This window comes from Enterobacter cloacae complex sp. 277I4, from assembly GCF_050031465.1.
Lineage (GTDB): Bacteria > Pseudomonadota > Gammaproteobacteria > Enterobacterales > Enterobacteriaceae > Enterobacter > Enterobacter cloacae.
In genome coordinates, this window is record NZ_JBLGWC010000001.1 from 2657327 (window position 1) to 2671795 (window position 14469).

13 protein-coding genes are annotated in these 14469 nt (G+C 53.4%); 8 read left to right on the top strand and 5 right to left on the bottom strand.

The window, feature by feature from the left end; translation table 11 throughout:
* The first annotated feature begins 149 nt into the window (after positions 1–149).
* Positions 150–1160, top strand: a complete 1011-nt coding sequence (adhP, locus tag ACQG19_RS12970; RefSeq protein ID WP_013096530.1) for an alcohol dehydrogenase AdhP — start codon at positions 150–152, stop codon at positions 1158–1160.
* A gap of 61 nt (positions 1161–1221) precedes the next feature.
* Here adhP and araJ read toward each other — a convergent pair whose 3' ends face one another.
* Entirely contained in the window at positions 1222–2397 is a 1176-nt protein-coding gene (araJ, locus tag ACQG19_RS12975; protein WP_100168144.1) for an MFS transporter AraJ, read from the bottom strand.
* A gap of 167 nt (positions 2398–2564) precedes the next feature.
* Here araJ and ppk2 point away from each other — a divergent pair, with 167 nt between their 5' ends.
* The 3 genes from ppk2 to ACQG19_RS12990 all read left to right on the top strand — a co-directional run bounded on the left by ppk2 (position 2565) and on the right by ACQG19_RS12990 (position 3997).
* Positions 2565–3383, top strand: a complete 819-nt coding sequence (gene ppk2, locus ACQG19_RS12980) for a polyphosphate kinase 2 (protein ID WP_013096528.1) — start codon at positions 2565–2567, stop codon at positions 3381–3383.
* Positions 3384–3485: 102 nt separating this feature from the next.
* On the top strand, positions 3486–3674 hold the full coding sequence (locus ACQG19_RS12985) for a type II toxin-antitoxin system CcdA family antitoxin (RefSeq protein WP_072036492.1): 189 nt from the start codon (positions 3486–3488) through the stop codon (positions 3672–3674).
* Positions 3674–3997, top strand: coding sequence for a CcdB family protein (locus ACQG19_RS12990; protein WP_222168416.1), 324 nt, complete (start codon positions 3674–3676; stop codon positions 3995–3997). The genes ACQG19_RS12985 and ACQG19_RS12990 overlap by 1 nt, the downstream gene beginning before the upstream one ends.
* 54 nt (positions 3998–4051) lie before the next feature.
* Here the strand turns inward: ACQG19_RS12990 and fdnI are convergent, their stop codons facing one another.
* From fdnI to fdnG, 3 genes are read right to left on the bottom strand one after another with little or no spacing between them, the layout of a single operon-like run.
* Entirely contained in the window at positions 4052–4708 is a 657-nt protein-coding gene (fdnI, locus tag ACQG19_RS12995) for a formate dehydrogenase-N subunit gamma (protein WP_013096526.1), read from the bottom strand.
* Entirely contained in the window at positions 4701–5585 is an 885-nt protein-coding gene (gene fdxH, locus ACQG19_RS13000; RefSeq protein ID WP_003857048.1) for a formate dehydrogenase subunit beta, read from the bottom strand. The genes fdnI and fdxH overlap by 8 nt, the downstream gene beginning before the upstream one ends.
* An 11-nt stretch (positions 5586–5596) precedes the next feature.
* A complete protein-coding gene (gene fdnG, locus ACQG19_RS13005) occupies positions 5597–8644 on the bottom strand; it encodes a formate dehydrogenase-N subunit alpha (protein WP_131638984.1) in 3048 nt (1015 codons plus the stop codon).
* A gap of 221 nt (positions 8645–8865) precedes the next feature.
* Between fdnG and yddG the strand changes: the two genes are divergently transcribed.
* The 3 genes from yddG to ACQG19_RS13020 all read left to right on the top strand — a co-directional run bounded on the left by yddG (position 8866) and on the right by ACQG19_RS13020 (position 12121).
* On the top strand, positions 8866–9744 hold the full coding sequence (gene yddG / locus ACQG19_RS13010) for an aromatic amino acid DMT transporter YddG (protein ID WP_095427445.1): 879 nt from the start codon (positions 8866–8868) through the stop codon (positions 9742–9744).
* Positions 9745–10369: 625 nt separating this feature from the next.
* Positions 10370–11443: a porin OmpC gene (gene ompC / locus ACQG19_RS13015; protein WP_013096520.1), complete on the top strand. Its 1074-nt coding sequence runs from the start codon at positions 10370–10372 to the stop codon at positions 11441–11443.
* A 141-nt stretch (positions 11444–11584) separates the two neighbouring features.
* Positions 11585–12121: a dihydrofolate reductase family protein gene (locus ACQG19_RS13020; protein ID WP_246931722.1), complete on the top strand. Its 537-nt coding sequence runs from the start codon at positions 11585–11587 to the stop codon at positions 12119–12121.
* A gap of 62 nt (positions 12122–12183) precedes the next feature.
* Here the strand turns inward: ACQG19_RS13020 and ACQG19_RS13025 are convergent, their stop codons facing one another.
* Positions 12184–13671 carry an MFS transporter gene (locus tag ACQG19_RS13025; protein WP_222168418.1) on the bottom strand — a complete coding sequence of 496 codons (1488 nt, stop codon included), beginning with the start codon at positions 13669–13671 and terminating at the stop codon, positions 12184–12186.
* A gap of 116 nt (positions 13672–13787) precedes the next feature.
* Between ACQG19_RS13025 and ACQG19_RS13030 the strand changes: the two genes are divergently transcribed.
* Positions 13788–14363 (top strand): TetR family transcriptional regulator, encoded by a 576-nt coding sequence (locus ACQG19_RS13030; RefSeq protein ID WP_045294179.1) that lies wholly within the window; start codon positions 13788–13790, stop codon positions 14361–14363.
* The last annotated feature ends 106 nt before the right edge of the window (positions 14364–14469 follow it).

Here is a 14469-nt window from a genome sequence, read left to right on the forward strand (position 1 = left end):
ATTATTAGAGGATCGCTGTATTCTTAATCTGAAATCGCATCAATTGGTGACATTATGTTGCCGCCGCCTTGCATAACTCTTCTAAACTATTAATCCTTAAGTAGTATTCCCCTGCGATACACATACCCATCAAAAACAAGGAGAAACCTATGAAGGCTGCTGTTGTTACACAGGATCATCAGGTCAATGTTACCGAAAAAACCTTACGCCCACTGAAGCACGGCGAAGCCCTGCTCAAAATGGAGTGCTGTGGCGTTTGCCATACTGACCTCCACGTCAAAAATGGCGATTTCGGTGATAAAACCGGTGTGATCCTGGGCCACGAAGGGATTGGGATCGTGAAAGAAGTTGGGCCTGGCGTGACGTCACTGAAAGTCGGCGACCGTGCAAGCGTCGCGTGGTTCTTTGAGGGCTGCGGCCACTGTGAATACTGTAATACCGGCAACGAAACCCTGTGCCGCGATGTGAAAAACGCCGGTTATTCCGTTGATGGCGGCATGGCTGAAGAGTGCATTGTCACCGCGGATTACGCGGTAAAAGTGCCTGACGGGCTGGATTCCGCTGCGGCCAGCAGCATAACCTGTGCCGGCGTCACCACTTACAAAGCGGTAAAAGTCTCCCATATCAAGCCGGGCCAGTGGATTGCGATCTACGGCCTGGGCGGACTGGGTAACCTCGCGCTGCAGTATGCGAAAAACGTCTTCAACGCCAAAGTCATCGCTCTTGACGTTAACGACGAACAGCTGAAGCTGGCAGCGAGCATGGGGGCAGACTTAACCATCAACTCCCGCAGCGAAGATGCCGCTAAAATCGTGCAGGAAAAAACCGGCGGCGCGCATGCGGCTGTGGTAACGGCGGTCGCGAAAGCAGCGTTTAACTCGGCGGTGGACGCGGTGCGTGCCGGTGGCCGCGTGGTGGCCGTTGGCCTGCCGCCGGAAGCCATGAGCCTTGATATCCCCCGTCTGGTGCTGGACGGTATCCAGGTGGTCGGCTCGCTGGTTGGTACCCGTCAGGATCTGCAGGAAGCGTTCCAGTTCGCTGCCGAAGGCAAAGTGGTGCCAAAAGTGACGATGCGCCCGCTGGAAGATATCAACGCCATCTTCAAAGAGATGGAACAGGGCCAGATCCGCGGCCGTATGGTGATTGATTTACGCTCGTAACGGTCCGTACCCACTAACCGCTCCGTTTATGGGGCGGTTTTTTATGACCATATTCCGGCACTCAGGCCAGCGCACGAGCATCAGACTGAGCCCGCCGGGCGCGCAGATAGCCATACGCCAGCAGCGCGCTCATCGCCAGGAAGGATAATATCGCCGCCGGTAGCGTGACATAGCTCCAGCTAAAACCGAGCGTAATCATCATTCCGCCAAAATACGCGCCAATCGCACTGCCCAGGTTAAACGCCATCTGTCCGCCTGCGGCACCAAGCATTTCCCCTCCTTTCGCATTTTGCAGCAGCAGAATTTGCAGTGGTGCAGAGAGTGCGAACAGCCCGGCACAGCAGATGAACCCCATCACCAGCGACGAGGTTTTCTGTTCACCAAAGGCGAAAAGCAATAACAGTGAGGCGACAATCACCATATCGGTGGTGGCAGCAATACGCAGCGGGCTGAAACGACCCGATAGTTTCCCGCTCAGCAGGTTACCCAGCACCATGCCGAGGCCCATCAACATCATGATGATCGTCATCAGCCCCTCGGAGAAGCCAGAGACATTGACCATAAACGGCTTCACAAAACTGAACCACGCAAAAACGCCAGCGTTGCCAAACATGGTGGCGGCAAAGATCAGCCACGGTTCTGGTTTTTTCAGGAAGTGAAACTGCTCGGTGAGTTTTATTTCTGATGCGTCATGAAGGTTTGGTACCCACACCAGCACCGAGAGGATCACCAGCGCGTCAAACAGGGCTATCAGGAAAAAGGTATAACGCCAGTTGAATGTATGCCCCAGCCAGGTTCCAAACGGAACCCCCACCAGATTCGCCACGGTCATCCCGGCGATCATCCCCGCCACGGCCACCGTCACCTTACCCGGTGGCGCTATTTTCGAGAGGATAATCGCCCCCACGCCGAAAATTGCGCCGTGCGGGAACCCCGAGATTAAGCGCCCTGCCGCCAGCCAAAAATAGGATGTGGAAAAGGTAAACATCGCGTTACCCACCGCACACAGGGCAACCAGAAACAGCAGCGTGGTTTTTAACGAGAACTTACTGGAAAACAGCGCCACAATCGGCGCGCCAATCACCACGCCAAAGGCGTAAAACGAAATCATATTTCCGGCGGAGGGAATGGAAATACCGGTATCATGCGCCAGTTCCGTCAGGACACCCATAATGCCAAATTCAGCCATGCCCAGGCCAAACGTGCTAAGGGCTAACGAGAAAATTGTCTTTTTCATACCACAACCACGAGTGAAAATTCGCAGCGGGCATTATTGAATAATCTTGTATGGTGAGCCAGTTCAAATCAGCAGACTGACACGTTAATCCATTAATTCAGGTGAATTACACTTCTTAATGCGGCCTCGCTTCTTCCCCGCGACCGGACAACCTGAGGATGACAATCATGGCAAGTAACAAGAAAACCAGCGTCGCTGTTGATGTCGTTAAAAATGCCCCTCTGAAAACAAAAGAGTATGAAAAAGAGCTTCGTCGCCTTCACGTTGAACTGGTCAAACTCCAGCAATGGGTTGTCGCCAAAGGATTGAAAGTCTGCATCGTGTTTGAGGGACGCGACGGGGCCGGTAAAGGCGGCACCATAAAAGCGATAACCGAACGCGTCAGCCCGCGCGTATTCCGGGTTGTCGCGCTGCCTGCGCCTACAGAGAAAGAGAAAACGCAGCTTTATTTCCAGCGTTATGTTCCGCACCTGCCCGCTGCCGGCGAAATCGTTATTTTTGACCGCAGCTGGTACAACCGCGCAGGCGTTGAACGGGTGATGGGGTTCTGCACGCCGGAACAGGTTGAAAAGTTTCTTGATGGCGCACCGGTGATGGAAAAAGCGATGGTCGATGCCGGGATCATTTTGCTGAAATACTGGCTTGAAGTGACGCCGAAAGAGCAGGAACGCAGGCTACGCGATCGCATTAACGATGGCCGCAAGATCTGGAAATTATCGCCTATGGATATTAAATCGTTCAATTTATGGGATGAATACACCGTAGCGCGGGATGCCATGTTTGCCTCCACGGACACTGCCTGGGCACCGTGGTTTGTGGCGCGCTCGGAAGATAAAAAACGCGTGCGGTTGAATATTATCTCCCATCTGCTTTCGCAGATCCCGTATAAAGAACTTCACGTTGAAAAAGTGGATTTACCGAAGCGAAAAATTGGCAAAGTCAAACCGACAAAATATCCTTTCCGATATATTGCGGAGAAATTCTGATAAGCTGGAAGACGGCTCGCATAATGAAGATTACCAGGGGAAACGGTATTGTTTTTTGTTGGCTGCGGTTGATAATGACCGCACCAACAAAGGAGGCTAAAAATGAAACCAAACCGAACAGAAAACTGCAGTGGCAGACCACCCCGGACAGAGAGAATACCGCGTCAGGCCTTGACTCCAGAGGAACGCAAACGCCAACACCATCAGGATCAGGAATTCATAAAAGCCATGAATGAATTTACTGCTAAAGCGGGATTATTATCAGATGACCCTTATTTTGGAGGGCTTTAATGTGCTTTCAGTTCGATGTTTATCGTAACCCCTCAGACAAAACGCGCGAATATCAGCCTTATTTTATGATAATTCAACATGACTATTATGATGATTTATCAACAAGACTGATTGTTCCTTTAAGCTATCATAATTACTTACATGGGCATTACAACGCCGCCACACCATTAATAAACATTGAATTTGAGAGATATTTTCTCAACACCGCTGGCATAACACACGTGGAGAAAAAGAAATTAAATAATAAAAATTTTGTATGTAATCTTCGCAGCGCAAGAAGTACCGTCATTGCAGCGATAGATGCGTTAGTGACGAACACATAACGTAGGCCCGCGCAAGCGAAGCGCCGCCGGGCAAAGCCGACGGCGCAGGACGTTTTACTTCATCCCTTCCGTACTCTCCTGTTTCGCTTCCTGTCGCTCCACTTCCCGGTACCAGCGTGGGTGGTGTTTCTGCGCCCAGCGGCGGCTCACCTTCCCTTCAATCATGCCTTTAATCGACCCTTTAACCCAGAACGCCATATACATATGGATCAAAATGGCATGGATCAGAATGATGGCTGAGGTTGCGTGGATCAGCAGCGCGTAGCGGATGACCTGCATCGGGAAGTACTGCGCAAAATAAGGACGCCAGATGATCACACCGGTCACCAGCAGGACGAAAATCATGCTCATGATGCTCCAGAACATCATCTTCTGTCCGGCATTGTATTTACCGACCTTCGCGACTTTATGTTCGTTCCCCTTCAGGACCTCAATAATGCCCTTCAGCCAGGGAATATCCTGCTTGTCCGGGATATTGTGATGGACGAAACGCACAAACATAAACATCAGCACCACAAAAATCAGTACGCCAAAAAACGGGTGCAGAATACGCCCCATCTGCGGCGTGCCGAACGTTTCCGTCAGCCATTGCAGCGTCGGGAAGAAGAACGAAATTCCGGATACGGCCACCAGGAAGAAGCAGATCACCACCGTCCAGTGACAGGCGCGATCGACAAACTTTGTGCGCACTATCATTTTCGACTTACTCATGATGCTCCTCCTCGTCGTCATCCACCTCTTTATTCGGCCCGATACCGATGTAGTGATAAATCAGCCCGGCAAAGGTGGCGATAAAGCCCGCCGCCGAGAGCGGTTTTAGCGCCCCTTTCCACAGGTTGATGGAGGTATCGATCGCCGGATCTTTCGGCAGATTGTGGTACAGCTCCGGCTGATCATTGTGATGCAGAACATACATCACGTGCGTACCGCCCACCCCCTGCGGGTTGTAAATGCCCGCCTTGTCGTAGCCGCGCGCTTTCAGTTTGTCCACGCGCTGCTGCGCCACCTCCAGCATCTCTTTCTTGGTGCCGAAGTGAATGGCCCCGGTTGGACAGGTCTTGACGCAGGCAGGCTCCTGCCCGACGCTGACGCGGTCTACGCACAGGGTGCATTTGTATACCCGGTTATCCTCTTTATTGAGGCGCGGGATGTTAAACGGACAACCCGCAATGCAATACCCGCAGCCGATACAGTTATCCTGCTGGAAGTCGACGATCCCGTTCGCATACTGGATGATGGCGCCTGCAGACGGGCAGGCCTTGAGGCAGCCCGGATCTTCACAGTGCATACAGCCATCTTTTCGAATCAGCCACTCCAGCTTGCCGTTCTGGTCAGTTTCGCTAAAACGCATCACCGTCCAGGATTTGGCGCTCAGATCGGCCGGGTTGTCGTAAACGCCAACGCAGTGCCCTACCTCATCGCGGATATCATTCCACTCCGAACAAGCCACCTGGCAGGCTTTGCAGCCAACGCAGGAAGAGACATCGATAAGCTTGGCGACTTCGGCCTTATAATCCCGCGCGCGCGGCGCGGGCGTTATCGGGTTGGTCGCGGAGCGTTTAATAATGTCTTGTGTTTCCATCGCCATTTACTCGCTCCTTACGCTTTCTCGATGTTGACCAGAAACGCCTTGTACTCCGGCGTTTGCGAGTTGGAATCGCCAACGTTTGGCGTCAGGGTATTGGCGAGATAGCCTTTCTGCGCCACACCTTCAAAGCCCCAGTGCAGCGGGATACCCACGGTTTCCACCTGCTGACCATTCACGTTCAACGTCTGCAGACGACGAGTGACCACCGCAACCGCACGGATAAAGCCACGTTTGCTGCTCACCGTCACGCGATCGCCATTGGCAATCCCTTTCGCTTTCGCCAGCGTTTCGCTTATCTCCACAAACTGTTCCGGCTGCGCGATGGCGTTAAGCCGCGCGTGCTTGGTCCAGGTGTGGAAATGCTCCGTCAGGCGATAGGTGGTTCCCACATATGGGAATTTGTCCTTTTTGCCTAAACGCAACACGTCGTCAGCGTAGATACGCACGACCGGACTGGAGATAACATTTGGGTGTAGCGGATTCGTGCCGAGCGGCGTTTCCATCGGCTCGTAGTGTTCCGGGAATGGCCCCTCTGCCAGCTTGTCGAGGGCAAACAGGCGTCCCAGCCCCTCCGGCTGCATAATAAACGGCCCGGTCTCACTGCCCGGTGGCGCGGTGTTGAAGTCAGGAATATCATTCCCCGCCCATTTCACGCCGTTCCACGCGATCAGCATCCGTTTCGGATCCCACGGTTTACCGTTGATATCCGCCGACGCACGGTTGTACAGCACCCGACGGTTTAGCGGCCATGCCCAGGCCCAGCCCAGCGTATTGCCCAACCCGGACGGGTCAGCGTTATCGCGATTGGCCATCTGGTTGCCCTGCTCGGTCCAGCTGCCGGTGTAGATCCAGCAGGACGACGCGGTGGAACCATCATCGCGCAGGAGCGCAAAGCTGTTCAGCAGCTGGCCTTTCTTCGCCACCAGATTGCCGTTGGCGTCATAGAGATCGGCCAGCGCCACGCCGTTGTTCTCTTTGGCCACCTCTTCGGATTCTGGATGATCCGGTTGCTTATAGTTCCAGCTCATCTTCAGCAACGGTTCAGCGCCTTTGCCGCCTTCGGTGCGGTACATCTCACGCAGGCGATGGTAAATCCCGGCCAGAATTTCACCGTCATTACGCGCTTCACCCGGCGCATCCTGCCCCTTCCAGTGCCACTGTAACCAGCGACCGGAGTTGGCGATCGAACCGTCTTCCTCGGCAAAACAGGTAGACGGCAAGCGGAAGACCTCGGTCTGAATTGATGCGGGATCCACATCGTTCATCTCGCCGTGGTTCTGCCAGAAGTTAGACGTTTCCGTCACCAGCGGATCGATAACGACCATGTACTTCAGCTTGCTCAGGCTGCGAACCACTTTGTTTTTGTCCGGGAAGGACGCTACCGGGTTAAAGCCCTGGCAGATATAGCCCGTGACATTGCCCTTATCCATCATGTTGAAATACTTGATGACGTCGTAGGCCTGGTCCCATTTCGGCAGCCACTCAAAGCCCCAGTCGTTCTCTTTCTGCGCCGCATCGCCATAAAACGATTTCATCAGGCTGACGTAGAACTTCGGATAGTTGCTCCAGTAGTTCACCTGCTCCGCACGCGTCGCTTTTGGCGTATTCGCCGTGAGATAGGTTTGCAGATCGGCCTGTTTTTCCGACGGCAGCGTCAGGTAACCTGGCAGGCTGGTCGAGAGTAAACCCAGATCGGTTAAGCCCTGGATGTTGGAGTGACCGCGCAAGGCATTTACCCCGCCTCCCGCCATACCCATATTGCCGAGCAGCAGCTGAATCATCGCCATGGTGCGGATGTTCTGCGCACCAACGGTGTGCTGCGTCCAGCCCAGCGCGTACAGGAACGTGGTGGTTCTGTCGGCGGCACTGGTAGAGGCCAGCACCTCACACACTTTCAGGAAGTCGGCTTTTGGCGTACCGCAGATGTTTTCTACTACGTCCGGCGTATAGCGGGAAACGTGCTGTTTCAGCAAGTTCCACACGCAGCGTGGATGACTCAGGGTTTCATCGCGTCTGGCATAGCCGTTTTCATCGAACTGATAGTTCCAGGACGATTTATCGTACTGACGTTTGTCCGCGTCATAGCCGCTGAACAGCCCCTCATCGAAGGCAAAATCATCCCGCACCAGCAGGCTGGCGTTGGTGTAGTGTTTTACGTACTCCGCGTTGATTTTATTGTTTTCAATCAGATAGAGCAGCACGCCCGACAGGAACGTAATGTCCGTACCGGAGCGGATCGGTGCATAGATATCGGCCACCGATGCCGTACGCGTAAAGCGCGGATCGACGACGATAAGCGTCGCATCGTTATTGTTTTTCGCTTCCATCGCCCAGCGGAACCCCACCGGATGGGCCTCAGCGGCGTTGCCACCCATCACCATCACGACGTTGGCGTTTTTGATATCAACCCAGTGGTTGGTCATCGCACCGCGACCAAATGTTGGAGCAAGACTTGCTACCGTTGGTCCGTGTCAGACGCGCGCCTGGTTATCAACCGCCAGCATCCCGAGGGAGCGAACAAATTTTTGCGTTAGCATGCCGGTTTCATTGCTGGCCGCCGAGGCGCACAGCATGCCGGTAGAGAGCCAACGGTTCACCGTCACGCCCTGCGCGTTCTTCTCAATGAAGTTGGCGTCGCGGTCGGCTTTCATCAGTCTGGCAATCCGGGAGAAGGCTTCATCCCAGGAAATACGCTGCCATTTGTCGGAACCCGGCGCGCGGTATTCCGGGTAGCGCAGACGGTTATCGCTGTGAACGTAGTCCAGCAGTCCCGCCCCTTTCGGGCAGAGTGCCCCACGGCTCACCGGATGGTCCGGATCCCCTTCAATATGATAAATGGCCTCTCGGGCGTTCTTCGCGCCATCGCCCAGGCTATACATTAAAAGCCCACAACCCACGGAGCAGTATGTGCAGGTGTTACGGATCTCTTTGGCACGCAGCAGTTTATAGTTGCGCGCCTGAGCCAGCGCCATTTTGGGAGCGAATCCCAGCATCGCGGCTGTTGTTCCGGCCATACCGCCCGCGCAGATTTTGAAAAATTGTCTGCGGCTGACGTCCATTGTTGTCCTCATTTACGGATAAGACTTCGCGCCGCAAACTAACAGCAAAGTCCCTGTTTTTTTTGCGTCAAATCAAGGTCGCCGGTGTTCGCCCCCTTAATAGTCAGCCATCTCGCATTTAAATACCTCTTTTTGATTAACGGCTTAAGAGAATAATTCGCGACCGGGGCGCGATCGGTGCTATAAGTTTTGCCTTTGGTTTTGAGAGTAATGGCAAGGATATGGACAGAAAAAGAGCAACGCTGATTGGGCTGGCAGCAATCTTGTTATGGAGTACCATGGTGGGGCTCATTCGCAGCGTGAGTGAAGGGCTTGGGCCTGTGGGGGGTGCCGCCATGATCTATACCGTCAGCGGCTTACTCTGTCTGGTGACGGTAGGATTTCCTCAAATCCGGCGCTTCACTCCCGGCTATCTTATTGCCGGCAGCCTCCTGTTTGTGAGCTACGAAATTTGTCTGGCGCTGTCGTTAGGGTATGCGGCTACGCGTTCACAGGCGATTGAAGTCGGCATGGTGAATTATCTCTGGCCAAGTCTGACCATTGTGTTTGCCATTTTGTTTAACGGGCAGAAATCGTCCCTGTGGGTGATCCCCGGATTAGCCCTCTCTTTACTCGGTGTGTGCTGGGTATTGGGCGGCGAACAGGGGTTGCAGGTGAATGAGATTATCCGCAATGTTGTCTCCAGCCCCCTCAGCTATGCCCTTGCATTTGCCGGCGCGTTTATCTGGGCGGCGTACTGCACGGTAACCAGTAAATATGCCAAAGGACAAAACGGGATCACGCTCTTTGTGTTGCTTACCGCGCTGAGTTTGTGGGTGAAATATACCCTAAGCGATCAACCGGAAATGGTGTTCAGCGTTCCGGTGGTGGTGAAATTACTCATGTGCGGCGTCGCACTGGGGCTGGGCTATGCGTCGTGGAATATTGGGATCCTTCACGGTAACGTCACGGTGCTGGCAGCCGTGTCCTATTTTACCCCGGTCTTATCCGCTGCGCTGGCGGCGCTGTTGTTGAGCGCCCCACTTTCCTTCTCCTTCTGGCAAGGCGCCATCATGGTCTGTGTGGGTTCTTTGCTGTGCTGGTACGCCACACGAAAATAATCTTTTCCTGATGCCGGGTTAATTACAACCCGGCCACATAATTAACATAAATTTAAAATGTGATCGCCCATTCACTCTTTAGCAAAATAATAGAAAGCGGTTTAGTTTCTGTTTATATTAACTCTCGTTCGTAAAGATATGGCGCGCAAATTGACATAAACTGACACCGGAACGTAATAACTGCATAGCAAACAGTCACGTCAGAAAAAGCATGAAATAATATAATTCACTGCAAAACATTCACTTCACACATCGAAATCAAAGTGCGATTAATCTTATAAGCCACTGATTTTAATGCATATAAATTTCATCGACGATTGCAAAAGCACGAAAAAAACGATAATTAACGCCATGAAATAAAAATGGTAATAATTATATTCCCCGCAACGAAAATGGCGGTAAAACGCGCACAAAATGCATAATTTTCAGGCAATTTATTCGTTAAATCTGAAATTTACCCGATCACGATCACACTAATTGAAATTATCTTTAATATTTTGAAACTTATTATTGAAAGCAGGCTACAAGATTTTTAAAAATAGCTTGCCATTGACGAACAGCCTCGTTTGGAAATCGTTCGAAGTGGTTCAGGAAATACCCAAGAAAATTATAAGGAATATTTAAGATGAAACTTAAATTAGTTGCAGTGGCGGTCACTTCCATGTTGGCAGCAGGCGTTGTAAACGCGGCTGAAGTTTTTAACAAAGACGGTAACAAGCTGGATCTGTACGGTAAAGTCACAGGTCTGCACTATTTTTCTGATGATACTGACAACGACGGCGACAAAACCTACGTTCGTCTGGGCTTCAAAGGCGAAACTCAGATCAATGACCAGATGACCGGTTATGGCCAGTGGGAATATGAGTTCAAGGGCAACCGCTCTGAATCCCAGGGTGCTGACGGTAACAAAACGCGTCTGGCGTTCGCAGGTCTGAAATTCAACGAATTCGGTTCCTTCGACTACGGCCGTAACTACGGCGTGGCGTACGACATCGGCGCATGGACTGACGTTCTGCCAGAATTTGGTGGCGATACCTGGACCCAGACTGATGGCTTTATGACTGGCCGTACAACTGGCGTCGCGACTTACCGTAACACCGACTTCTTCGGTCTGGTTGACGGTCTGAACGTTGCCGCTCAGTACCAGGGTAAAAACGACCGTAACGACATCACCGAATCTAACGGTGACGGCTGGGGTCTCTCTTCTACCTATGAATTCGACGGCTTCGCAGCGGGTGCAACCTACGCGAAATCTGACCGTACTGACCGTCAGGTTCGTGCAGCAAGCGACCTGAACGCAGGTGGCGAGAACGCAGAAGTATGGGCAGCCGGTCTGAAGTACGATGCGAACAACATCTACCTGGCAACCACCTACTCTGAAACCCGTAACATGACAGCTTTCGGTGACGGTCACGTTGCAAACAAAGCACAGAACTTCGAAGTTGTGGCTCAGTACCAGTTCGACTTCGGTCTGCGTCCGTCCATCGCTTACCTGAAATCCAAAGGTAAAGACATCGGTTCTTACGGCGACCAGGATCTGGTGGAATACGTTGACGTTGGCGCGAGCTACTACTTCAACAAAAACATGTCCACCTATGTTGATTACAAAATCAACCTGCTGGACGACAATGCGTTCACCAAAGACGCTAAAATCGCTACCGACAATATCGTTGCTGTAGGTCTGACCTACCAGTTCTAAGATTTGTCACACCAGAAAGCCAGCCCCTGCGGCTGGCTTTTTTTTGCCCCTCTGCCCGCTCCCCTGATCGTCATCCCCTGGTTCCGGTATACTGCTCTGTCGTCACTGTCCTAACGTCACAGCCTGAACAGGGAGCCCTCGATGATTACCACCCACGTTTTTATCGCTGTCAGTCTTGATGGCTACATTGCCCGCCAGGATGGCGATATCGGCTGGCTACTCCAGCGCGATGATCCAACGGAAGATCATGGTTATGATGCGTTCATTGCCGACAAAGACTGGATTGTGATGGGCCGGGGAAGCTATGAGAAAGTGCTGACCTTTGACCAATGGCCCTATAACCGACCCGTGCTGGTGCTCTCCAGTCAGCTGGCTGACACCGAGGTGCCCGAGGCGCTGAAAGGTAAAGTGCAGTTCTCCCGCTGTACCCCAAAGGAAGCGCTTGCTGAGCTGGCGGCGCAGAACGCACACCGCGTCTATATTGATGGCGGACAGGTGATCCAGTCGTTTCTGCGCGAAGGACTGGTGGCCGATATGGTTATCACCACTGTTCCTGTCCTGATCGGCTCAGGCAAGCCACTGTTCGGCTCGCTGCCCCGGGATATCGATTTAATGCTTTTATCCACCCGCAGCTTCCCGTCGGGTCTGGTGCAATCGCACTATCGGCTGACGCGATAACGACACCGCGCCGCTGAAGAAGAAGTGAAAAGCCCGAAGGTGCAGCGCCTTCGGGCTTGCATTTACTGTTGCGGCGCGTTCGCCAGGCTAAACCAAATCCCAATCGCCAGCAGCAATAACATCCCACCGGCGCTGCCTAACGCCACGCTGTGCGACGTGATAAACGCCGTTTTTGCCGCCTCAATGACGGTTTCACCGAGCGCCGGACTGAGATCCTGCGCGACCTTCATCGCTTCGCCAATGGATGACGAGGCTTTATCAGCCAGCGTTGAAGGTAAGCCCTGCGGTAGTTCAATCGACGCCGAGAAGCTGCGGGTCAGCAACAGACCAAATATCGCGATCCCCAGGCCCGCGCCCAGTTCGTAGGACATGGTTTCAATCGCCCCGGCAGCGGCGGCTTTCTCTTTCGGCGCCGCCGCCATGATTGCCGAGGTGGAGGCCAGCAGCGCACTCGCCGCACTGAAGCCAAGCAGCACCATCAGGCACCACGCCTGCCACTGCTGCGTGCTGAAGTCGAGCATCGACAGGCCAATAAAGCTGACGGCGCTCAGCCCCATTCCGCCTGCCGCTACCATGCGCAGCCCCAGACGACCAACCAGTATCCCGGCAATCGGGCCGCTGAACCCGCTGGCGACCATGAGCGGCAGCATGAACATGCCCGCTTCAAACGGGGTAAAGCCATGCACAAACTGCAGCTCCTGGGCCATCAACAATTCATACCCCACCAGGGCGATCATGGCGGTCATCGCCATCACCACCCCACTTAAAATGATGCGATGGCAAAACAGGCGCATGTCGATCATCGGCACACGGGCGCGAAGCTGAATACGCACGAAGATAAACAGCAATACCGCGCCGGTGAGCAGCGTACAGGCCACCAGCCATGGTGAAAGCCCGCCTTTCAGCGCGGTTTTGGCGCTGTAGACCAGCAGCAAAATTGCCACAATCAGCATGACGGCATGGCTAATATTTAGCGGCTGCTCCGGGCGCCCTTGCTGACGCGGAACATAGACCGCGGCCAGCGACACCACCACCAGCACAATCGGCACGTTGATCAAAAAGACCGATCCCCAGTAAAAATGCTCCAGCAGCATACCGCCCATCAGCGGGCCAAACGCCGCCCCGCCGGACCCGACCGCGGCCCAGACGCCAAGCGCGATGTTGCGATCCCGCGCGTTAATAAACAAGGTGCGTATACCCGCAAGGGTTGCCGGTATGATCATTGCCGCGCCAATTGCCAGCGAGGCGCGCGCGGCAATCAGCCAGCCCGCAGAGGGGGCAAAGGCCGCCGCCAGCGATGACAGGCCAAACAGCGTGCTGCCAAGCATCAGCAGCCGTTTAAAACCGATGCGGTCGCCGAGCGCGCCCATTGGCAACACCATACCCGCCATCACCAGCGAGTAGATATCGATGATCCACAATAATTCGTTACCGCTGGCGCCCAGCGTCATGCTCAATGTCGGCGCCGCCACGTGCAGCACCGTCGCGTCAATCGCCACCGGGATATACACCAGCACGATAATCACTAACGCTAACCACTGACGAAACATAAATTTCCTTTTTATATAAAAATGGACACATGTCCAGAATGCGATCCTACGGAATGTTGAACACTTGTCCAGCTCTTTGTTACACTCGTTTCATTGCTATTTAAGAGTGAGAGAAAATGGGTTATCTGACCAGGGATGAAAGACGGGAAGAGATCTTACAGGCCGCTATGCGCGTGGCGCTGGCCGAGGGATTTTCCGCCATGACGGTGCGCCGCATCGCGTCCGAAGCCGGTGTCGCTACCGGGCAAGTGCATCACCATTTCACCTCCGGCGGTGAGTTAAAATCGCTGGCCTTTATCCGGCTGATCCGCGAACTGCTGGATGCGGATGTGCTCGGGGAACACGCCAGCTGGCGGGCACGTTTACATGCCATGCTCGGCAGCGATGACGGCAGGTTTGAACCCTACATTCGCCTCTGGCGAGAAGCGCAAATCCTCGCAACCCGCGACGCGGAGATCAAGGGCGCGTATGTGCTGACAATGGAGATGTGGCATCAGGAAACGGTTGCCCTTATTGAAGCTGGCAGGAATGCAGGCGTATTCCGTTCCGGAGACCCGGCAGCAAGTATTGCCTGGCGTTTAATTGGCCTGGTGTGTGGCCTTGACGGCATATATCTATTAAACATGCCTGAAATGGATGACGCTGCGTTTAATAATCATCTTGATAAATTAATTTCTCTGGAGTTGTTTTAATACTCCCTTCTGAGTAATTAAATCCCACCGTTACAATTAGTAACACATTAGGCGAACCCCTATTTCATTTCCAAACTCTGGGGTTCGCTTTTTTATCTATCCTTTC